20 protein-coding genes are annotated in these 19134 nt (G+C 70.4%); 13 read left to right on the top strand and 7 right to left on the bottom strand.

The window, feature by feature from the left end; genetic code table 11:
* The first annotated feature begins 69 nt into the window (after positions 1-69).
* Positions 70-537, top strand: coding sequence for a GtrA family protein (locus tag ABZW17_RS14630; RefSeq protein ID WP_354813407.1), 468 nt, complete (start codon positions 70-72; stop codon positions 535-537).
* A 7-nt stretch (positions 538-544) separates the two neighbouring features.
* A complete protein-coding gene (locus tag ABZW17_RS14625) occupies positions 545-2464 on the top strand; it encodes a glycosyltransferase (RefSeq protein WP_354813405.1) in 1920 nt (639 codons plus the stop codon).
* Between the two features lie 52 nt (positions 2465-2516).
* On the opposite strand, the gene ABZW17_RS14620 is transcribed toward ABZW17_RS14625, so the two are convergent.
* Entirely contained in the window at positions 2517-2762 is a 246-nt protein-coding gene (locus ABZW17_RS14620; RefSeq protein WP_354813403.1) for a hypothetical protein, read from the bottom strand.
* Positions 2763-2867: 105 nt separating this feature from the next.
* Here ABZW17_RS14620 and ABZW17_RS14615 point away from each other — a divergent pair, with 105 nt between their 5' ends.
* The 4 genes from ABZW17_RS14615 (at position 2868) to ABZW17_RS14600 (ending at position 6293) form a co-directional block, all read left to right on the top strand.
* A complete protein-coding gene (locus ABZW17_RS14615) occupies positions 2868-3626 on the top strand; it encodes an ESX secretion-associated protein EspG (RefSeq protein WP_354813401.1) in 759 nt (252 codons plus the stop codon).
* A 138-nt stretch (positions 3627-3764) separates the two neighbouring features.
* Positions 3765-4205, top strand: coding sequence for a hypothetical protein (locus ABZW17_RS14610; RefSeq protein WP_354813399.1), 441 nt, complete (start codon positions 3765-3767; stop codon positions 4203-4205).
* A gap of 10 nt (positions 4206-4215) precedes the next feature.
* Positions 4216-4788 (top strand): DUF3558 family protein, encoded by a 573-nt coding sequence (locus tag ABZW17_RS14605; RefSeq protein WP_354813397.1) that lies wholly within the window; start codon positions 4216-4218, stop codon positions 4786-4788.
* Between the two features lie 11 nt (positions 4789-4799).
* Positions 4800-6293 carry a hypothetical protein gene (locus ABZW17_RS14600; RefSeq protein WP_354813395.1) on the top strand — a complete coding sequence of 498 codons (1494 nt, stop codon included), beginning with the start codon at positions 4800-4802 and terminating at the stop codon, positions 6291-6293.
* Between the two features lie 52 nt (positions 6294-6345).
* Here the strand turns inward: ABZW17_RS14600 and ABZW17_RS14595 are convergent, their stop codons facing one another.
* The 3 genes from ABZW17_RS14595 to ABZW17_RS14585 are packed head-to-tail and all read right to left on the bottom strand — an operon-like array spanning position 6346 to position 9026.
* Entirely contained in the window at positions 6346-7254 is a 909-nt protein-coding gene (locus ABZW17_RS14595) for a glycosyltransferase family 2 protein (RefSeq protein ID WP_004560761.1), read from the bottom strand.
* A complete protein-coding gene (locus ABZW17_RS14590; RefSeq protein WP_004560760.1) occupies positions 7254-8069 on the bottom strand; it encodes an ABC transporter ATP-binding protein in 816 nt (271 codons plus the stop codon). Before ABZW17_RS14590 ends, ABZW17_RS14595 begins: the two co-directional genes overlap by 1 nt.
* A gap of 3 nt (positions 8070-8072) precedes the next feature.
* Positions 8073-9026 carry an ABC transporter permease gene (locus ABZW17_RS14585; RefSeq protein WP_354813393.1) on the bottom strand — a complete coding sequence of 318 codons (954 nt, stop codon included), beginning with the start codon at positions 9024-9026 and terminating at the stop codon, positions 8073-8075.
* Between the two features lie 127 nt (positions 9027-9153).
* Here ABZW17_RS14585 and ABZW17_RS14580 point away from each other — a divergent pair, with 127 nt between their 5' ends.
* Both ABZW17_RS14580 and neuC read left to right on the top strand, forming a co-directional pair.
* A complete protein-coding gene (locus ABZW17_RS14580) occupies positions 9154-10179 on the top strand; it encodes an N-acetylneuraminate synthase family protein (RefSeq protein ID WP_354813391.1) in 1026 nt (341 codons plus the stop codon).
* Entirely contained in the window at positions 10172-11302 is a 1131-nt protein-coding gene (neuC, locus tag ABZW17_RS14575) for a UDP-N-acetylglucosamine 2-epimerase (protein WP_354813389.1), read from the top strand. The genes ABZW17_RS14580 and neuC overlap by 8 nt, the downstream gene beginning before the upstream one ends.
* Here the strand turns inward: neuC and ABZW17_RS14570 are convergent.
* Positions 11299-11970 (bottom strand): acylneuraminate cytidylyltransferase family protein, encoded by a 672-nt coding sequence (locus ABZW17_RS14570; protein WP_354813387.1) that lies wholly within the window; start codon positions 11968-11970, stop codon positions 11299-11301. The genes neuC and ABZW17_RS14570 overlap by 4 nt on opposite strands.
* A gap of 101 nt (positions 11971-12071) precedes the next feature.
* Here ABZW17_RS14570 and ABZW17_RS14565 point away from each other — a divergent pair, with 101 nt between their 5' ends.
* The 3 genes from ABZW17_RS14565 (at position 12072) to ABZW17_RS14555 (ending at position 14445) form a co-directional block, all read left to right on the top strand.
* Positions 12072-12758 carry a hypothetical protein gene (locus ABZW17_RS14565; protein WP_354813385.1) on the top strand — a complete coding sequence of 229 codons (687 nt, stop codon included), beginning with the start codon at positions 12072-12074 and terminating at the stop codon, positions 12756-12758.
* Positions 12755-13207 carry a hypothetical protein gene (locus tag ABZW17_RS14560; RefSeq protein WP_354813383.1) on the top strand — a complete coding sequence of 151 codons (453 nt, stop codon included), beginning with the start codon at positions 12755-12757 and terminating at the stop codon, positions 13205-13207. Before ABZW17_RS14565 ends, ABZW17_RS14560 begins: the two co-directional genes overlap by 4 nt.
* Before the next feature lie 98 nt (positions 13208-13305).
* The gene (locus tag ABZW17_RS14555; RefSeq protein WP_354813381.1) at positions 13306-14445 is read left to right on the top strand and encodes an epoxide hydrolase family protein; all 1140 of its coding nucleotides are present in this window, start codon (positions 13306-13308) and stop codon (positions 14443-14445) included.
* A 70-nt stretch (positions 14446-14515) separates the two neighbouring features.
* Here the strand turns inward: ABZW17_RS14555 and ABZW17_RS14550 are convergent, their stop codons facing one another.
* A complete protein-coding gene (locus tag ABZW17_RS14550; protein ID WP_354813379.1) occupies positions 14516-15091 on the bottom strand; it encodes a bacterial proteasome activator family protein in 576 nt (191 codons plus the stop codon).
* A 134-nt stretch (positions 15092-15225) separates the two neighbouring features.
* Here ABZW17_RS14550 and ABZW17_RS14545 point away from each other — a divergent pair, with 134 nt between their 5' ends.
* Positions 15226-16425, top strand: a complete 1200-nt coding sequence (locus tag ABZW17_RS14545) for a cysteine desulfurase-like protein (RefSeq protein WP_354813377.1) — start codon at positions 15226-15228, stop codon at positions 16423-16425.
* Here the strand turns inward: ABZW17_RS14545 and ABZW17_RS14540 are convergent.
* The gene (locus tag ABZW17_RS14540) at positions 16422-17399 is read right to left on the bottom strand and encodes an NAD(P)H-quinone oxidoreductase (RefSeq protein WP_354813375.1); all 978 of its coding nucleotides are present in this window, start codon (positions 17397-17399) and stop codon (positions 16422-16424) included. The two genes, ABZW17_RS14545 and ABZW17_RS14540, sit on opposite strands and share 4 nt — an antisense overlap.
* A gap of 81 nt (positions 17400-17480) precedes the next feature.
* On the opposite strand from ABZW17_RS14540, the gene ABZW17_RS14535 reads away from it, so the two are divergent.
* Entirely contained in the window at positions 17481-19022 is a 1542-nt protein-coding gene (locus tag ABZW17_RS14535) for a M28 family metallopeptidase (protein WP_354813373.1), read from the top strand.
* The last annotated feature ends 112 nt before the right edge of the window (positions 19023-19134 follow it).

Below are 19134 nucleotides of genomic sequence, written 5' to 3'. Positions count from 1 at the left end.
TCTACACTTTGCGCATCAAGGCACAAGCGCCCGCGCGGGTGACCGTGACTCAGGTATCGAGGTAATGCAGTGGTGGCGACCGATCCGCAAGCCGACGTGACGGCTGCACAGTCCTCCCCGGGACTGCTGGGCCAGCTCCTCCGCTTCGCCCTGATCGGGGGATTCTGCGCCCTGGTCGACCTGGGCACCTACACGCTGCTGACCCAGGTGGCCGGGATGGCCACCTCACCGTGGGTCGACATCGCCCGCGCTATCTCTTTCATCGTGGGCACGACCACGGCGTTCTTCCTGAACCGGAAGTTCACCTTCGCCGGCGGGCGCCGCGACGGCAGGGCGCAGATCGGCTCGTTCGTCCTGCTCTACACCGTGACGTTCTTCGTCGCGGTCGGGGTGAACCAGCTGATGCTGCACGTGCTGCCGGAGTCCGCCTGGCAGCACACACTGTGCTGGGCCGTGTCGCAGGCCACCGCCACCGTGATCAATTTCGTCATGCTCAAGTGGGTCGTGTTCCGCGAGCCGTCGACTGAGGAGAACTGAGGAACCAATGCCCGGTAAAACAGCTACCCCGGCGCCGACCACCCAAGCCGGCGCGGCCGCCGAGACGCGGTTCACCGAGCACACTCCGCAGGGCCGCCTGACGGCGCAGCGCGGGCTCTACGCCGGCCCGGCGCCGATCGTCAGCAAGGACCTGTACGCCGAGCTCGAGTGGGGCTCGGCCGTGCGGGAACGTGCGTCGATCACCCTCGAGCCCGCCTCCAAGGTGTCGGGCAACACGTACTTCGGCCGGTTCCCGGCCAGCTACTGGCAGCGCTGGACGACGGTGACCGAGGTCTCGGTCGAGGCCGTCGTCACCGGCACCGGCCTGCTGTCGATGGGCGCGTCCGACGTCGAGGGCGAGCCCCGTGTGGTGGCCGCCGAGCAGGTCAAGGACGCCAAGCAGGCCAAGGTGTCGCTGACCGGCAAGCTCGACAAGTTCTACGACGGCGGCGCGCTCTGGCTCGACCTCGAGACCGAGGGCGGCCAGACGCTGCGCGTCGAGCAGGTCCGCTGGACAGTTGAAGCACCGGAGAAGATCCGCCCGACCGCGGTCACCATCTGCACGATGAACCGCGCCGACGACTGCCTGAAGAACCTGCAGGCCCTCGCCGCGGACGTCTCCTCGCTGGAGACCCTGGACGCCATCTACGTCGCCGACCAGGGCACCGACCTCGTCGAGTCGCGCGACGGCTTCGAGCAGGTCGCCAAGGACCTCGCCGACAAGCTGCACTACATCAAGCAGCCGAACCTCGGCGGCGCCGGCGGCTTCACCCGCGGCCTCTTCGAGGTGGCCGGGCACACCGCGACCGAGCACGCGAACGTCCTGTTCATGGACGACGACGTGCTGCTCGAGCCGGACCTGGTGATCCGGATGACGGCGTTCTCGAACCGCGCGGCCAACCCGATCATCGTCGGCGGCCAGATGCTCAACCTGTTCCACCCGAACCAGCTGCACGTCGGCGCCGAGTACGCGCGCCTGAACACGCTGGAGCCGGGCCAGCCGGTCGAGCACTCGCTGTCCACCGCCGACCTGCTCGGCGTGGACGAGGAGACGCTGAAGCCGAACCGCCAGGAGCGCCGCCTCGACGCCGGGTACAACGGCTGGTGGTCGTGCCTGATCCCGTACGAGGTCGTCCAGGCGACCGGCTACCCGCTGCCGTTCTTCTTCCAGTGGGACGACGCCGAGTACTCCTACCGGGCCCGCGCGCACGGCTTCCCGACCGTCACCCTGCCGGGGGCCGGCGTGTGGCACGCCGACTTCCACATGAAGGACTGGGACGAGTGGCACCGGTACTTCAACCTGCGCAACTCGATCATCACCGCGGCCCTGCACTCGCCGTTCAACCTCAACCTGCTCTCGCGGGTGCTGCTCGCCCAGCTGGTGCGCTACCTGCTCGGCATGCAGTACGGCCTGTCGGCGACGCTGATCAAGGCCGTCGAGGACTTCCTGAAGGGTCCCGAGGTCCTGCGTGACGGCGGCGTCGAGGCGATGAAGGAGATCCGCCGGATCCGCGACGAGTACCCGGAGACCAAGCGCCACAAGGCGACCGACGTCCCGGGCATCGCGTCCAACGACATCGGCATCATCAACAGCGCGCCGCGGCCCAGCATGCAGCGCCTGGTGCTGATCAAGCGCGTGCTCGACCGGGTGCTCGGCCGCAGCCGCTTCGGGCTCGGCGCGGTGCCGATCGACGAGGCGAACTGGTGGCACATCGCGCTGTTCGACACCGCGGTCGTCACCGACGCGAGCCAGGAAGGCGTCCGCGTCCGGTCCTACGACCGCGTGAAGATGTTCGCGCTGGCCAAGCAGGGTGCGAAGGTCGTCCAGCGGCTGCGCAAGGAAGGCGCGGCGGTGCAGGAGCAGTACAAGCGCGCCATGCCGGAGCTCACCTCGCGCGAGAACTGGAAGCGCCTGTACAAGCTCTGAGGCTCTTTCGCGAAGGCCGTCTCACGCACGTCGTGAGGCGGCCTTCGTCGTTTCAGGCGTGCAGGCCGAAGACCTTGCTCTTGCGGTTGAGGTCGTCGATGTACGCCGCGGCGACGTGGGCGAAGTTGACCGCGACGACCGAGTCGTCCCTGGTGGTCACCGATTCGACGGCGCCGGCCTTCACGAGCTGGGCGAGCTTGCCCGCCAGCTTCCCGGATTCTTCGGTGGTCAGCGCGAACAGCAGCGGTTCGCCGCCGGTCGCCAGGTGCAGCACGAGTGCGGGTTTCTGGTCAGCCATGCGTCCATCGGACCAGCGGCGATCTTGCCCCGGCAAGCAGGTTCGCTGAGGGCGGAGCTACGGTTTTCGCGAAGGCCGGACTCATCCGCGGGGGGTTGGAAGCGAATGCCGCACTCGTTCTCGCTGTCGCTGGCAGCGGTGGACATCCTGCTGGAGCAGCTCGGCCTCGGCCGCGCGCCGACGCCGTTCGAGGTCCCGCACGTCGGCACGACGGTCGAGCAGCGCGCGATGATCCGCGACGCCGTGGTCCGCGACCTGACCGGCCGCGGGCTGTGGAACCGAGGCCGCCTGGACGCCGACGCCGAGCTGGCCCTGGCCACGTTCGTCCGCGGCAGCGTGGCCATCGGCGCGGCGGCCGAGCTGGGCGACCGCCACCTGTTCGCGAGGGTGGCGTCCGACGGCCAGTTCGCGGTGCTCGCCCGCCAGGAGGAGAACCTCATCGTGTTCGAGGAGGTCCGCCCGACGGGCATCGTCCCGGCGATCGTCGACCTCCTCCCGCTGACCCCGGCCGCCCCCGGCCAGTCGGTGACGATTTCCAGGCCGGTCCAGCAGCCCCGCCGCCGCGACGACGCCTACGACCCGTTCGCGGGCGTCAGCGCCCCGCGATCGCACACCGGCAGCGGCGGCCCCCAGGTCCGCATGATCGAGCGCGTGTTCCAGGAGCCGAAGAAGCGCGTGGGCCAGTTCACCGCCCAGACCCGCGGCGGCGCGTACCCACCCCTGGCCTGGTTCGACACCCCGAGCGGCCGCTGGCTGATGACGTCCCGGGCAGCAGCGGACGGCCAACGCTGGATCACCTACGCCCCGGCGGACAACGCCCGCCTGGCCCAGCAGCTGTACGCCCAGCTCGAAGGCCAGTTCTGAGGGCCAGTTCTGAAGGCTGCGGAACCGGCGGCGCCGCCGGCGCGTCCGAAGATCGGTGAACGGCCGTGGCAGAGGGTGCCCGGCTAGTAGACTTCCGGGTGCACACGCACGGGCGAAGCGATTCGGGGTGGAACTGCGATGTTGATTGCCGACGGCGGTGGCGGATCGATGTCGGACATCGTCAACCCGCTCTCCTCCGGCGCCATGGGCGCCGCAGTGCAGGCCGCCAAGGCGCAGACCGACAAGCTGGTCGCCGCGGCCGCGAGCGGCGGTTTCAAGATCACGCCGGAAGGCGTGAAGCCGCTCCGGGACGCGCTGAAGGGGTTGGTCAAGGACCTCGACGGCCTCGGGCACAAGGTCTACGCGCTGGACCAGGAGCCCCAGCTCGGGAGCCACCCGTACGGGCAAACCGTCGCCTCGCACGACCAGAAGAGCGCCACCGAAGCCACCGGCTCGGCGCGGGCTGTGCTGAACCAGCTCCGGGAAGTGGCCACGCAGGCCGACCAGGCCCTGGCCAGGGCCGCCGGGCTCTACACCGGAACCGAAGACGATGCCTTCTCCGCGCTCAAGACCAAATAGGCCTGAGGTAATGACCAAATCCCTCGTTCGCATCGTCCTCCCGCTCGTCGTCGGCGGGGTACTGCTGGCCGGGTGCACCACCACCAAGGGTGGAACGGCATCGCCCGCGCAGTCACCGTCGGCCAGCGAGTCGAAGGCGCCGGACAGCACGTCGTCCGGCGGCGGGGGCACCCAGTCGATCACCGATCCCTGCTCGCTCCTCGAAATGGGTGATCTGAGCAGCTACGGCCAGTTCGACCCGCCGGAGAACGGCAAGATCGGCAGCGCCCGGGCGTGCACCTACCAGAAGCAGATCGCCTCGGCGAGCGACAAGTCCATGGTGATCAGCGCGAACGTCCGCGACAACGCCTCGATCGACCAGGTCAAGGACACCGGCCGCGGGGTGGTCGACAAGGAGATCAACGGCCGGAAGGCGAAGGAATCGCCCGATGGCGCCGCTCCCGGGTGCACCTTGGGGCTGGCCGTCGGTGACTCCTCCCGGGTCGACGTGGAAGTGACGGCGGTCGCGTCGTCGGACGAGGCGTGCCAGGTCGCCGAGGCGGTCGCGAAGGCCGCTGTCGAACCGCGGTTGCCGAAGGCGTAAGGGGAGTTCAGATGACCACGCGACAGAGCCCGCGACCGCCCAGGACTCCGGACAAGACGCCGCAGGAAGTGCAGGACATGGCTCCCGCCGACCGGGATGCCTATCTGCAGAAGAAGGCCGATGAGGGCGTCGATCCCGACAACTGGCTGTTCGGGTGGGTCCAGGACTTCATGGCGCGCGCCCAGGCGAAGAACCAGTCGCAGCAGGTGGGCGCCCGGAACGTCAAGGACGCCACCCAGGGCCGGGACGTCGAGTACGTCCAGGGCCTGCACGCGCCCAACGCCGACTACAAGGGCACCGACCACACCCAGCTGCAGGCTTTCCTCCAGAGCAATCTGGACGTCGAGCAGGTGTCCGAGGTCTCGACCGCCTACCACCAGGTCCACCAGGTCTTCGACAAGTTCGCGCAGTCCATGACCACCGCGGTCAACGCCTCCAAGGGCACCTGGGAAGGCACCGCGGCCGACAACGCGCAGCAGTACTTCACCAGCCTGAGCAAGTGGTCCGACGCCAACTCCCAGAACGCCAAGCTGGCCTCGGAGACCATCTACGACCAGGGCCAGGCCGCCGCCACGGCGAAGAACTCCATGCCGGCTCCCATCCCCTTCAGCTGGACCGACGAGTTCAAGGGCTGGGCCACCTCGAACCCGTTCAACCTGGCCGACAACGTCGACAAGTCCATCCAGAAGCAGAAGGACAGCCAGGCCGCGCACGACGAGGCCGCCGGGGTCATGGCGACCTACGACAAGAACCTCTACGCGGCCGCCTCCAAGCAGCCCGCCTTCGCGCCGCCGCCGAGCTTCAGCGCCGGGGGTGGTGGCGATGACCCCAACGGCACCGGTGACAAGAACGGCATCAACACCCCCGCCAGCGTCAACACGCCGGGCTCGCACTCGGTGAACACACCCGGCGGCACGGCCCAGGGCTTCGTGTCCGGCGGCGTTCCCGGGTCGTTCGGCGGGCCGGCCGGGCACCTTTCCGGGCCCGGCTCGACCACCGGGTCCGGGTTCGTCCCGGCCGGCACCACCACGCCGTCCGGCTTCACGCCCGGCTCGGTGCCGGCCGCGTCGACGTCGAACCCGAACCAGCAGTTCGGGGGCATGCCGCCGATGAGCCCGATGCCGATGGGTGGCATGAACTTCGGCGGCGACGAGGCCTACAACTCCAAGGTCGGCGGCGGCGGCGGACGTGGCGGCGGCGGTTTCGGCCCCGGTGGCTCGGGGGCGGCCGGCAACGCGACGGGCGCGGGCGCCGCGTCCGGGGCGGCGCGGCCCGGCGGGATCGGTGCGGCCGAAGCGGCTGCGGGACGCGGCATGGGCGGCCTCGGCGCCGGCACGGCCGGTGGTCGTGGCGGCATGGGCCCCGGTGGTGGCCTGGGCCGCGGCCAGAAGGGCGAAGGCGACGAGGACACCGAGCACTCGCGCCCGACGTACCTGGTCGAGGGTGACCCCGACGAGGTCTTCGGCACCGACATGCGCACCGCGCCGCCGGTGATCGGCGAATAGGACGCACAAAGAAAGGGCCCCCGCAGCGCGCGGGGGCCCTTTTCGATGGGAATCAGTAGCGGTAGAACTTCTCCGCGCGGCCCTGCCGCACCAGCTTCAGCCACTGCAGGAACGCCTTCGGGTCCCGCTTCACGCCCACGAAGTACAGTCCGAACCGGACGATCTCCAGCGCGCCGATCTTCCGCATGCCCGGCTGCGACAACAGGTATCCGCGGTTGCGGTAGGTGTAGTACCGCTTGACCTCGTTCTCCGGGTCCTGCGCGTGGAACTTGCCGCCCAGCATCGGCTTGAACTCGTCCGAGCCGTCCGGGTGCAGGTACTTGGTCTTCAGCGACGTGCCGAACGGCAGCCCCGAGCGGGCCAGCCGCCGGTGCAGCTCGACCTCGTCGCCGCGGAAGAACAGGCGCAGGTCCGGCACGCCGACGACGTCCAAAGTGGACGCGCGGAACAGGGCGCCGTTCATCAGGGACGCGATGCCGGGCAGGAAGTCCACGCCCAGCTCGGACTGCGACCGCTTCCAGGTCAGGCCGCGGCGCAGCGGGAACGCCAGCTTGTCCGGTGCCTCGATGTTCGACACCACCGGCGAAATCTCCGCCAGGCCCCGCTTTTCCGCTTCCTCGAGCAGGATCGCGAGCACGTTCTCGTCGGCCGGACGCCCGTCGTCGTCGGCCAGCCAGACCCAGTCCGCGCCCAGCGACAGCGCGTGCAGCATGCCCAGCGCGAACCCGCCCGCGCCACCGAGGTTCCGGTGCGACGGCAGGTACGTGTACGGCAGCGGGTAGTTCTCGACGACTTCGCGCGCCGAGTCGTCCGGCCCGTTGTCCACCACGACCAGGTGGTCGACCGGCCGGGTCTGGGCCGCGATGACCTTCAGCGAGTCCGCCAGCAGCTCGCGCCGGTGCCGCGTGACGACCACGCCGACGACCGCGCCGTCGGGCAGCTGCCGGGTCTCGCTGGCCATCATTCCCCGCCGTTCGTCGTCGCCACCGGCTCGATGCCGAAGCGGTCCAGGGTTTCCTGGCTCATGTTCTCGAAGGGGTCACGCCCCTTGTACGACGTGAGGACGTCCCGCAGCGAACCGCGTTGCTTCACGTGCCCCTCGTCCATCCAGAGGGCCGAGTCGCACAGCTCGAACAGGAACTCGTCCGAGTGGCTGGCGAAGACCAGGATGCCGGAGCGCTTCACGAGGTCCTTGAGGCGGTCGCGCGCCTTGTTGAGGAACGCCGCGTCGACCGCGCCGATGCCCTCGTCGAGGATGAGGATCTCGGGGTCGATCGAGGTGACGACACCCAGCGCGAGCCGCACGCGCATGCCCGTGGAGTACGTCCGCAGCGGCATCTGCAGGTAGTCGCCGAGCTCGGTGAACTCCGCGATGTCGTCGACGCGCTTCTCCATCTCCTTGGCGGTCATGCCGAGGAAGAGGCCGCGGATGATGATGTTCTCCTGGCCGGAGATCTCCGGGTCCATGCCGACGCCGAGGTCGAAGACCGGCGCGATCTTGCCCTCGATCCGCGCGGAACCGCGGGTGGGCTCGTAGATCCCGGCGAGCAGCCGCAGCAGCGTGGACTTGCCGGCGCCGTTGTGCCCGACCAGCCCGACCCGGTCGCCTTCGCGCAGGGAGAGCGTCACGTCGTGCAGGGCTTCGATGATCGGCACCTTGGTCTCGGTGCCGATCTTGCCGCCGACCTTGCCGAGGACCTTCTTCTTCATCGACCGGGTCTTCGCGTCGAAGATCGGGAAGTCGACGAAGGCGTTGTGGACGTCAATGCTGACCATGTGTCACACCCAGTAGGAGACGCGGGCACGGTAGTTGCGCATCGCGACGAGCGCGAGCGCCCAGCCGACGATGGTGATGCAGGCGACGACGATCCAGTTGCCCGGCGTGAACGACTGCCCGAGCAGCGGCGCCCGCACCACCTGCATGAAGTGGTACAGCGGGTTCAGCTGGATGATCGGCAGCACCCAGGAGATGCCTTCGCGCGCGCCGCCACCGAGGAGCTGGTCCACCGGCCAGACGATCGGCGTACCGTAGAACAACAGCTGGATCAGCGAGTTGATCACCTGCGGGATGTCGCGGAAGCGGGTCGAGATGATGCCCAGCAGCAGCGTCACCCAGCCCGCGTTGAGCGCGAGCAGCACGAAGCCGGGGATGGCCAGCAGGATGTTCCAGCTGAGGCCGGGGTGGCAGAACAGGCCGTCGTGGCAGAGGCCGTCCTTGGAACCCAGCGAGTACGGGTTGTCGAGCGCGCTGAAGAAGATGACCAGCACCGCGACGTAGACGATCATGTTGTGCGCCAGCAGCAGCGTCTGCCGCCACACCGTGCGCAGCATGTACACGCTCAGCGGCGCCGGGAGCTGCTTGATCAGCCCCTCGTTCGCGATGAACGTCTCCATGCCCTCGGACAGGCACCCGCTGATGAAGCCCCACAGGATGAAGCCGGTGGACAGGTAGGGCAGGAACACCTGGATCGGCGAGTGGAACAGCTGCGAGTACAGCAGCCCGAGCCCGAGCGCGATGACGGCCTGGCTGATGGTGATCCAGAAGGGCCCGATCACCGAGCGGCGGTAGCGCTGCTTGATGTCCTGCCAGCCGAGGTGACCCCACAGCTCGCGGGCGCGGAAACCGGCCTTGATGTCGGCGAAGGCACGCGAGAACGTCTTGCTGTCCGACGTCGGGGGAGCCGACGTCGCTACGGGTGAGTCCGCGGCCTGAACCGTGCTGGTGGCATGCACGTGGACGAGGGTACCGATGGGAGTGCGGCCGCCTTGACAGGGCACTGGCGGCGGGCCGGGACCCCGCGGCGCGCCACGGGATAGGGTCGGGGGCGGACCGCAGCCACGCAGCGACCCGGAGGTCTCCATGTTCATGCTCGGCGAGCACCCGGTCGGTGCCGACCACTCGCCTCTCGTGATCGCCGAGATCGGGATCAACCACGAGGGCGACCCCAAGAAGGCGCACAAGATGGTCGACGACGCCGCGGACGCCGGCGTCCAGGTCGTCAAGATCCAGACCCACGTGGTCGACGACGAGATGATCCCGAACGACGTCGTGCCCGGCAACGCCGACGAGCCGATCTGGGACATGATGAACCGCGTCGCGCTCACCGCCGAGGACGAGCGCGAGATCAAGGCGCACGCCGAGGAGCGCGGGCTGGTCTTCCTGTCGACGCCGTTCTCGCGCGCGGCCGCCGACCGGCTGAACGAGCTGGGGGTCGAGGGCTTCAAGATCGGCTCGGGGGAGTGCAACAACTACCCGCTGATCCGTCACGTCGCCTCGTTCGGCAAGCCCGTCATCCTCTCGACCGGGATGAACGACATCGCGTCGATCACCCCGGCCGTCGAGATCCTGCGGGCGGCCGGGGTCGGGTTCGCGCTGCTGCACTGCACGTCGCTGTACCCGACACCGCCGGAGCAGGTGCGCCTCGGCGCGCTCGCCGAGCTGCGCGCGGCCTTCCCGGACGCCGAACTCGGGCTTTCCGACCACACGGTGACGATCTACCCGTGCCTGGGCGCGGTCGCGCTCGGCGCGTCCGTGCTCGAGCGGCACTTCACGTCGGACATGAGCTGGCCGGGCCCGGACATCCCCGTCTCGTCGACGCCGGCGGAGTTCAAGCAGCTCGTCGAGGGTTCGCGGCTGATCCACGCCTCGCGCGGCGGGTCGAAGCAGATCCTGGCCGAGGAACAGCCGACGATCGACTTCGCGTACGCCTGCGTCGTCACCACGCAGGACGTCGCCGAGGGTGAGGCGCTGACCACGGACAACATCTGGGTCAAGCGGCCGGGCACCGGCGAGATCAAGGCGAAGGACTACGAGACCCTGCTCGGCCGGGCCGTCACCAGGGCGCTGCCGGCGAACACGCAGGTGAGCTGGGCGGACCTTGGCTGAGACCGGGCGGCGTGAGGTCCTGTTCCTCACCGGGACCCGCGCCGACTTCGGGAAGCTGCGGGACGTCATGCTCGCGGTCCAGCAGAGCCCGGTGCTCTCCGCGCGCATCGTCGTCACCGGCATGCACATGCTGCGCAGCTACGGCTACACCGTGCGCGAGATCGAGCTGGCCGGGCTGGAGCGGCTGCACCTGATCCCGAACCAGATCGAGGACGAGCCGATGGCGCTCGTGCTGGCCAACACCGTCCAGGCACTGGCCCGGCTGGTGCACGAGGAGCAGCCCGCGGCGATCGTCGTGCACGGCGACCGCGTCGAGGCCCTCGCCGGCGCGATCGTCGGGTCGCTGGCCAACGTCCGGGTCGTGCACATCGAGGGCGGCGAGGTCAGCGGCACGATCGACGACGTCATCCGGCACTCGCTGTCGAAGCACGCCCACGTGCACCTGGTCGCCAACGAGCCGGCCCGGCGCCGGCTGCTGCAGCTCGGCGAGGAGGAGGACCGGATCTTCGTCGTCGGCAGCCCCGAGGTCGACGTCCTGACGTCGGCGCGGCTGCCCGACCTCGACGAGGTCCGGCGCCACTACGAGATCCCGTTCACCGACTACGGCCTGCTCGCGCTGCACCCGGTGACGACCGAGCGCGACCAGAACCGGCGCAACGCGGCGGCCGTCGTCGACGCCGTGCTCACCGACGGCAACTGGGTGGTCATCGACCCGAACAACGACGAGGGCTGCCGCGAGATCCGGAGCGAGCTCGACCGGCTGGCCGGCCCGCGGTTCGTGCGCCTGCCGTCGATGCGGTTCGAGTACTTCGTCACCTTGATGAAGAACGCGGCCGTCGTGCTGGGCAACTCGAGCGCCGGCGTGCGGGAGGCGCCGGTGCTGGGCACGCCGTCGGTCACCGTCGGCACCCGGCAGCGCAACCGGGCGATGGCGCCCAGCGTGCTCTCGGTCGAGCCGACCGCGGAGGCCGTCACGGCCGGGATCGGCAAGGCCCGCGCGATGGGCCGGTGCGAGCCGCACACCGAGTTCGGCGAGCCGGGTGCGCACCGCCGGATCATCGACCTGCTCGAGGGCGAGGAGATCTGGCGGCCTTCGCTGTACAAGGCCTTCGTGGACCGTTAACCGGCGTGCTGCTCGGCGAGGACCAGGTCCGCCGCGGAGTCGATGTCGATCGCGCGCTCGACCGGCACGAACTGGGGCCGCACCTCGGGGATGAAGAACCGCTCGTGCCGCCGCAGGTCGCCGGCGCGGACGAGGTAGATGCCGCCGGTGGGGCGCAGCACGACGGGCAGCGTCTGCCGCGGGGCTTCGAGGTCGGCCCAGTCGCGGACCGGGGCGATCCCGCCGTCCGGCGTCTCCAGGCACACCTTCAGCGGGTGATGGTCGGCCGAACGGCACATCTGGACGACCGAGCCGGTGGGCCGGTCCGCGTGGATGTCGAGGCACTCGGCGATGTCTTCGGCCGTCCGCAGCGGCGAAGTCGGCTGGAGCAGGAGGACGAGCGTGGAATCCGGGACGCCGAGCGCGTCGAGGGCGTGGGTGACCGCGGGCAGGGTCCGGCTCGCCGCGTCCGCGAGGTGGGCGGGCCGCCGGACGGTCCGGGCGCCTTCCGCCTCGGCCGCCGCGGCGATCTCGGCGTCGTCGGTGGTGACCACGACGTCGGCGATCCCGGCGGAAACGGCGGTGTACACGGTGTGCGCGACCAGCGGGCGGCCCCGGAACGGCGCCAGGTTCTTGCCCGGCAGCCCCACGGAGCCGCCCCTCGCCGGGACGATGGCCAGCGCGGTCACAGAGGACCCCTTCCGGGTAACGACAGTGGTCTGTCGGCTATTGTCCGTCTGCTCGGCTGCCGCCTGACGGCGGCCCCGGTCACCGATGCCATGGGGGAGCGATGAATCGGACTCAGTTCGCGGACGAAGCTTCCGAACAGCTCGACGACAGCGCCCGCGTGCTTCGTGATCTTTTGCTCTCCTACGCCCGCAACCAGCGCGTCGAGACCATCGCGGTGGTCGGGAACGCGCCGATGGCCCCCGACGCCGGGCGCGCCGCCCTGATCGACGGCAGCGACCTGGTCTTCCGGATGACGACGTTCGCGCTGGACGAGCCGGACGCCGAGCCGGCCTACGGCCACCGCACCGACGTCGTGGTGGTGCACCGCGGGGTCGTCGTCTCGCCGTACACCTTCGCCGACTACACCTCGCGCCTTTACTTGCTGGCCGAGCCGGGCCGGCTGTTCTGGGAACCCGAGACCCTGCCCGACTGGTGGCCGGCCGACCTGGGGTTCGTGCCGGTGCCGAACCGGCGGTTCGTGCTGCCGCTGTCCCGCCTGCTGGGCCTGGCGGCGGACGAGCACGTCTGGGCCACCACCGGCACGCTGGTGACGTACATGTGCCAGGAGCTGTTCCCCGAAGCGCTGGTCCGCCTGACCGGGGTGTCGATCGTCGAACGGCCCGACCAGACCGACTTCGAGCACGCCTGGGGCAGCAAGGTCGGGGTGACGGCGGAACACCGGCTGCACGCGGAATCCCGGCTGCTGAGCACTTGGCGTGACTCCGGAAGAATCGAGATCATACAGTGAGTGACATTCACGGGGTGGTTTCGCGGGCGAAAGAGCTCGCCCGCGTGGCGGGGCGGCCGGTGGTCGCGAAGCTGCGGCCGCGGATCGAGAACATCGCGCTGGACCGCATCCGGCCCGAGCTCGACGCCCTGCACTCGGACATCGCCGCGCTCCGCCGCGACGTCGAACACGCCACCAAGGAGCTCGACGGCCACGTGAAGTGGCTCTACGACGAGCAGCGTCGGCTGGCGCCGCACCTCGCGGCCCTGGAGGCCCGCATCGCGGCTTTCGAGCGGCCGGGTTCGGTGGCCCGGATGGCGGAGCGCCTCGAATACTCGCCGGACGAGGCCGAGGAGGTCCGCGCCGAGCACGCCCGCATCCGCGCCCGCCTGGCCGCGATCTCCAAGTACGAGGAGCGGCTGGCCCGCCTCGAAGAGGACTTCGCGGCCGGACGCAAGGTGACTGGCTGAGCGCAGCGCGGCACGTACATACCGGCGGCGGGCGAGCCGCAGGTGTGTCCGCGGCATTGAGGACCGGAGCTGTCCGCGATCGTTCCTAGGGTCGGGGCATGCACATCACGCCGTTTCGCGTCGACGTCCCCCAAGCCGACCTCGACGACCTGCGCGCCCGGCTGGCCCACACCCGCTGGCCCGACCAGCCGGCGGACGCCGGGTGGCGCCTCGGGGTGCCGGTGGACTACGTGCGCGAGCTGGCCGAGCACTGGCGCACGGGGTTCGACTGGCGGGCGCAGGAGGCCCGGATCAACGGGTTCCCGCAGGCCACGACGATGATCGACGGGACGAAGGTGCACTTCCTGCACGTCGTTTCCCCGGAGCCGGCGGCCACCCCCGTGCTGCTGACGCACGGCTGGCCGGGCTCGATCGTGGAGTTCCTGGACGTGCTCGGCCCGTTGACGGACCCCCGCGCGTACGGCGGCGATCCGGCGGACGCCCTGACGGTGGTGGCGCCCTCGATCCCGGGCTACGCCTTCTCGGGCCCGACGCCGACGCCGGACTGGGACCCGCCCCGGATCGCGCGGGCGTTCGCGGAGCTGATGACCCGCCTGGGCTACGCCCGGTTCGGCGCCCACGGCAGCGACTGGGGGGCGACGATCTCGCGGTCGCTGGCCACGCAGTTCCCGGAGCGGTTGCTGGGCATCCACGTGACGATGCTGGCGTCGGCGGTCGCGCGCGGCGAAGCCGACCTCGACGGCCTCGAGGGGCCGGAACTGGAGCGGGGAAGGCGGTCGCTGGCCAAGGGTACGAAGTTTTCCCGCGAGGGCACGGGATACGCGATCCTCCAGGCGACGAAGCCGCAGACGCTGGCGTACGGCCTGCACGACTCCCCGGCGGGCCAGCTGGCGTGGATCGCGGAGAAGTTCCGGTCGTTCTCGAACACGACGGAGGACTTGATCGACCGGGACGACCTGCTGGCCGACGTATCGATCTACTGGTTCACGCGGACGGCCAACTCCGCGGCGCGGTTGTACGCGGCGGGAGGGTGGGGAGGTCCGGCGGGAGAGAACACGGTCCCGACGGGGGTGGCGGTGTTCCCGGACGACATCGGGTACCCGGTCCGGACGCTGGCGGAGCGAACGGACCGGATCGTGCGGTGGACGGAGTTCCCGCGCGGGGGACACTTCCCGGGACTGGAGGAGCCGGACGCGCTGATCGGGGACCTTCGGGCGTTCTTCCGGTCAGTGCGCTGAGCCGGACCCGAGTTGTCCACAGCAGTTGTCCACATCCCCCTCGGTCTGTGGACAACCCCCGTGGAAACCCTCAGAGATACTGCCCGGTCCCCGAAATCCCCGGCCCGTGCTCGTGCCCCGGCCCGACGACCCCGCCCGACGACCCGGCCGGCAACCCGCGCCGCATCTGTTCCAGCTGGACCCGGGCCGCCATCTGCTGGGCGAACAGGGCCGTCTGGATTCCGCTGAACAGCCCCTCCAGCCAGCCCACCAGCTGCGCCTGGGCGATCCGCAGCTCCGCGTCCGACGGCGTCGAGTCGTTCGTGAACGGCCGGACCAGGCGCTCCAGCTCGTCCTGCAGCTCCGGGGCCAGCGCCTTCTCCAGCTCGCGGATCGACGTCTGGTGGATCTCGCGCACCCGCGTCCGGGACGCGTCGTCCAGCGGGGCCGCGCGGACCTCCTCCAGGAGCTGCTTGATCATCGTCCCGATGCGCATCACCTTCGCCGGCTCTTCGACGAGGTCGCCCACCGACTCGGGGTGTTCGCCCTCGACCGGGGCAGAGGCGGCTCCCACCGGCGTGCCGTCCGGTCCGACGACCACCACGTGGGGTGAAGAATCCTGGCCCGGGTCACCCGCTGTGAAGTTCGGCTCGGTCATGTGCTCCATCCTGGCTTGCCTTCGACACGCTCCGCGACACCCACGGGGTGTCCGTCTCCGAGCGTAGCCGTTATCCGGGTTCCCGGTGGCTCTCCACCCAACCCCGGACGCACGGCGAAACCGCACGTCCGTACGGTGTCCCCATGGCGTTCGACGTCGCTCGTATCCGTGGGCTCTTTCCCGCGCTGGGTGACGGCTGGATTCACTTCGACGGCGCCGCCGGAATGCTGGTACCGGAACAGGTCGCTTCGGCCGTTTCCACGGCGATGCGTGCCCCGGTGTCCGGGCCGGGCGGAGCGTTTCCGGCCTCACAACGCGCGGAAAGCATCGTGACCGCGGCCCGCCGGGCCGTGGCCGACCTGGTCGGGGCCGACCCGGCTGCCGTCGTGCTCGGGCCGAGCGCGCCCGTCATGCTGCGCCGGCTCGTCGACGCGCTCGCCGAGCGGTGGACCATCGGCGACGAACTCGTCGTGTCCCGGCTCGACGAGCAGGCGAACCTCGCGCCGTGGCAGCGCGCCGCCAAGCGCGTCGGGGCCGTCGTGCGCTGGGGTGAGATCGACATCGAGACCTGCGAGCTGCCCGCGTGGCAGTACGAGCAGCTCGTCTCCGCGCGCACCAAGGCCGTCGCCGTCACGCTCGCGTCCGGGTCCGTCGGCACCCGGCCGGACGTGCCGACCATCATCGAGTTCGCGAAGCGGGTCGGTGCGCTCGTCGTCGTCGACGCCACGTACGCCGCGCCCTTCCTGCCGCTCGACATCAACGCGCTCGGCGCCGACGTCATGGTCGTGTCCGCGCAGGCGTGGGGCGGCCCGTCGGTGGGCGCCCTCGTCTTCCGCGACCCCGAGCTGATCGAACGCATCCCGTCGGCCTCGCTCGACCCGACGGCCCGCGGCGCCGCCCGGCTCGAACTCGGCCCGCACGCCTACCCGCTGCTCGCCGGGCTGATCGCGTCCATCGACTACCTCGCCGGCCTCGACGACGCCGCCTCCGGCTCGCGCCGCGAACGGCTGGTCACCTCGCTCGGGTCGGCGAAGTCCTACCACGCCGGGCTGCTCGCCCAGCTGTCCACGGAACTGCTGTCCCTGCGGCACATCATGGTCATCGGCAACGCCATGCGCCGGATCCCCGCGCTCGCCTTCGCCGTCGCCGGCAAGAAGGCGCCCGAGGTCGCCGAATACCTGGCGACGCAGGGCTTGTGCGCCTTCGCCGACGACGGCGCGGCCGGCGTCTTCGCGTCACTGGGCGTCGGAGAAGTGGGCGGCGCCGTGCGGATCGGGCTCGCCCACTACTCCAACGTCTTCGAGATCAACCAGCTCGTGCGGGTCCTCGAAGAACTCCGTTAGGACTTCGCCGCCAGCAAGACCTTGCCGAACACGCTGCCCTCTTCGAGCACCCGGTGCGCGGTCGAGGCTTCGGCCATCGGCACGACCTGGCCGACGATCGGCTTGACCAGGCCGTCGGAAACCAGCGGCCACAGGCGCTCGCGGACGTCGGCGACGATCGCCGCCTTCTGGTCCAGCGGGCGGAAGCGCAGGCCCGCGGCGAACACCGACGCCCGCTTGCCGAGCAGCGCGCCGACGTTCAGCTCGCCCTTGACCCCGCCCTGCATGCCGATGATCACCAGGCGTCCGTCCTGCTTGAGGGCGTCGACGTTGCGGCCGAGGTAGGACGCGCCCATGTTGTCGAGGATGACGTCCGCGCCGCCGGTCTCCTCGCGGAGCACCTCGACGAAGTCCTGCTCCTTGTAGTTGATCGTGAGGTCGGCGCCGAGCTGGCGGCAGCTTTCGAGCCGGTCCGGCGAGCCCGCGGTCACGGCGACGGTGGCGCCGAGCGCCTTGCCGACCTGGATGGCGTGCGTGCCGATGCCGCCGGCGCCGCCGTGGACCAGCAGCACGTCGCCCTCGGTGAGCTTCGCGTGCATCACGACGTTCGCCCACACCGTGCAGGCCACCTCGGGCAGCGCGGCCGCGGTGAGCAGGTCGACCTCGGCCGGCACCGGCAGCAGCTGCCCCGCCGGGACGACGGCCTTCTCCGCGTAGCCGCCGCCGGAGAGCAGCGCGCAGACCTCGTCGCCGACGTTCCAGCCTTCGACACCCTCGCCGAGTTCCGCGATCGTGCCGGAGCACTCGAGGCCGATGGTCTCGCTCGCCCCGGGCGGCGGCGGGTAGTGGCCCTGGCGCTGCAGCAGGTCGGCTCGGTTCACCGCGCTCGCCGCCACGTCCAGCAGCACCTCGCCGGGGCCGGGCCGCGGATCCGCGACCTCCGCCCACTCGAGAACGTCCGGGTCACCTGGTTCACGGATGGTGATCGCGTACATGTGTCGACTGTATACCGCGGCGAAAGGTCCCGCCGAAAGGCGCATTGACGGACTTCGCATATCGAACAAAGGTGAGCAACCATGTCACACTTCAGAGCAAGAATCCTGCCGCCGGTGGCGCTCGCCGCCGGCGCGACGCTGGTGCTCGGCCTGACCCCGGTCGCCGCCGCGAACACCCTCCCCGACGGTCCCGCCCTCGCCAAGCAGCTCGTCAAGAAGGTCGACGTCAACGGCGTCAACCGGCACCTGATCGCCCTCCAGCGCATCGCCGACACCAACGGCGGCACCCGGGCGGCGAGCACTGAGGGGCACAAGAAGTCCGCCGAGTACATCGCAACCAAGCTCGAGGCGGCCGGCTACCAGGTCACCCGCCAGGAATTCCCGTTCACCTACTCGGAGACCCTCGCCGAGAAGCTGACCGCGGGCGGCGCGAGCGTCCCGATCATCGCCATGGAGTACACGAAGTCGACGCCGGTCGGCGGCATCACCGCGCCGCTGTCCGTGGTCGCCGTGGACGACACCAGCGGCTGCGAGGCCACCGACTACACCGCGGACGTCGTGGGCAAGATCGCGCTGATCAAGCGCGGCGGCTGCTCGTTCGCGCAGAAGCAGCAGACCGCCGCGGCGGCGGGCGCGATCGGCGCCATCGTCTACAACAACACCGACGGCGCCCTGAACGGGACGCTCGGCGGCCCGGAGAACGCGGCGATCCCGACCGGCGGCGTGACCGCGGCCGCGGGTGCGCAGCTGGCCACCCTCGGCGGGCAGAACGTGACGCTGGAGCTGCGGGCCTTCCAGGAGGCGCGGACCAGCTACAACGTCATCGCCGAGACCAAGACCGGGCGCAAGGACAACGTCGTGATGCTCGGTTCGCACCTCGACAGCGTCCCGGCCGGCCCGGGCATCAACGACAACGGCAGCGGCTCGGCGACGCTGCTCGAGACCGCGCTGCAGCTGGGGAGCAGCCCGAAGGTCAACAACGCCGTGCGCTTCGGGTTCTGGAGCTCGGAAGAGTTCGGCCTGATCGGCTCGACCTACTACGTCGACTCGCTGAGCTTCGAGCAGCAGCTCGACATCGCGCTGTACCTGAACTTCGACATGATCGGCTCGCCGAACGCCGGCTACTTCGCCTACGACGGCGACAACTCCGACGGCGTCGGCGCGGGCGCCGGCCCGTACGGCTCGGCGCAGATCGAGAAGACCTTCGTCGACTTCATGCAGGCCGCGCGGGGCGTGTCCCTGGAGGGCACCGACTTCACCGGCCGGTCGGACTACGGCGAGTTCATCGCCGTCGGCATCCCGGCCGGCGGCCTGGACACCGGCGCCGAGGTGCTGAAGACCCCGGCGCAGGCGGCGAAGTGGGGCGGCACGGCCGGCGTCGCGTTCGACCCGTGCTACCACCAGGCCTGCGACAACCTGGGCAACATCGACCGCGTGGCGCTGGACCGCAACGCCGACGGTGTCGCCTGGGCCCTCGGCGTCTACGCGACGAGCACCGAGAGCGTCAACGGCGTCCAGCCGGGCAAGGCGAAGGCGGCCAAGCAGAAGGCCGCCGAGCGCAAGGTGCAGCGGAACTTCTCCGCCCGCGCCGTCGCGGGTGACCCGCACGCGCTGACCGCCTGACCCCGGCTCGTGAGTGGTAAGGCGGGTTCTAACCCGCCTTACCACTCACGACCGGGGGCGGCAGGGCAGGGGTGGCGGGGGGGCGGCCCGGCGCCGGGGGGTGGTGTGGGCC

Origin of the sequence: Amycolatopsis sp. NPDC004625 (assembly GCF_040609695.1) — a bacterium.
Classification (GTDB): Bacteria; Actinomycetota; Actinomycetes; order Mycobacteriales; family Pseudonocardiaceae; genus Amycolatopsis.
This window is presented reverse-complemented; position numbering and strand designations above follow the sequence as displayed.

What these genes read in the sequence shown, in the direction of transcription:
- ABZW17_RS14625 (WP_354813405.1), top strand. Translation starts at nt 545, where the DNA reads ATGCCCGGTAAAACAGCTACCCCGGCGCCGACCACCCAAGCCGGCGCG.
- ABZW17_RS14620 (WP_354813403.1), bottom strand. Translation starts at nt 2,762, where the DNA reads ATGGCTGACCAGAAACCCGCACTCGTGCTGCACCTGGCGACCGGCGGC.
- ABZW17_RS14615 (WP_354813401.1), top strand. Translation starts at nt 2,868, where the DNA reads ATGCCGCACTCGTTCTCGCTGTCGCTGGCAGCGGTGGACATCCTGCTG.
- ABZW17_RS14610 (WP_354813399.1), top strand. Translation starts at nt 3,765, where the DNA reads ATGTTGATTGCCGACGGCGGTGGCGGATCGATGTCGGACATCGTCAAC.
- ABZW17_RS14605 (WP_354813397.1), top strand. Translation starts at nt 4,216, where the DNA reads ATGACCAAATCCCTCGTTCGCATCGTCCTCCCGCTCGTCGTCGGCGGG.
- ABZW17_RS14600 (WP_354813395.1), top strand. Translation starts at nt 4,800, where the DNA reads ATGACCACGCGACAGAGCCCGCGACCGCCCAGGACTCCGGACAAGACG.
- ABZW17_RS14595 (WP_004560761.1), bottom strand. Translation starts at nt 7,254, where the DNA reads ATGGCCAGCGAGACCCGGCAGCTGCCCGACGGCGCGGTCGTCGGCGTG.
- ABZW17_RS14590 (WP_004560760.1), bottom strand. Translation starts at nt 8,069, where the DNA reads ATGGTCAGCATTGACGTCCACAACGCCTTCGTCGACTTCCCGATCTTC.
- ABZW17_RS14580 (WP_354813391.1), top strand. Translation starts at nt 9,154, where the DNA reads ATGTTCATGCTCGGCGAGCACCCGGTCGGTGCCGACCACTCGCCTCTC.
- ABZW17_RS14565 (WP_354813385.1), top strand. Translation starts at nt 12,072, where the DNA reads ATGAATCGGACTCAGTTCGCGGACGAAGCTTCCGAACAGCTCGACGAC.
- ABZW17_RS14555 (WP_354813381.1), top strand. Translation starts at nt 13,306, where the DNA reads ATGCACATCACGCCGTTTCGCGTCGACGTCCCCCAAGCCGACCTCGAC.
- ABZW17_RS14550 (WP_354813379.1), bottom strand. Translation starts at nt 15,091, where the DNA reads ATGGAGCACATGACCGAGCCGAACTTCACAGCGGGTGACCCGGGCCAG.
- ABZW17_RS14545 (WP_354813377.1), top strand. Translation starts at nt 15,226, where the DNA reads ATGGCGTTCGACGTCGCTCGTATCCGTGGGCTCTTTCCCGCGCTGGGT.
- ABZW17_RS14540 (WP_354813375.1), bottom strand. Translation starts at nt 17,399, where the DNA reads ATGTACGCGATCACCATCCGTGAACCAGGTGACCCGGACGTTCTCGAG.
- ABZW17_RS14535 (WP_354813373.1), top strand. Translation starts at nt 17,481, where the DNA reads ATGTCACACTTCAGAGCAAGAATCCTGCCGCCGGTGGCGCTCGCCGCC.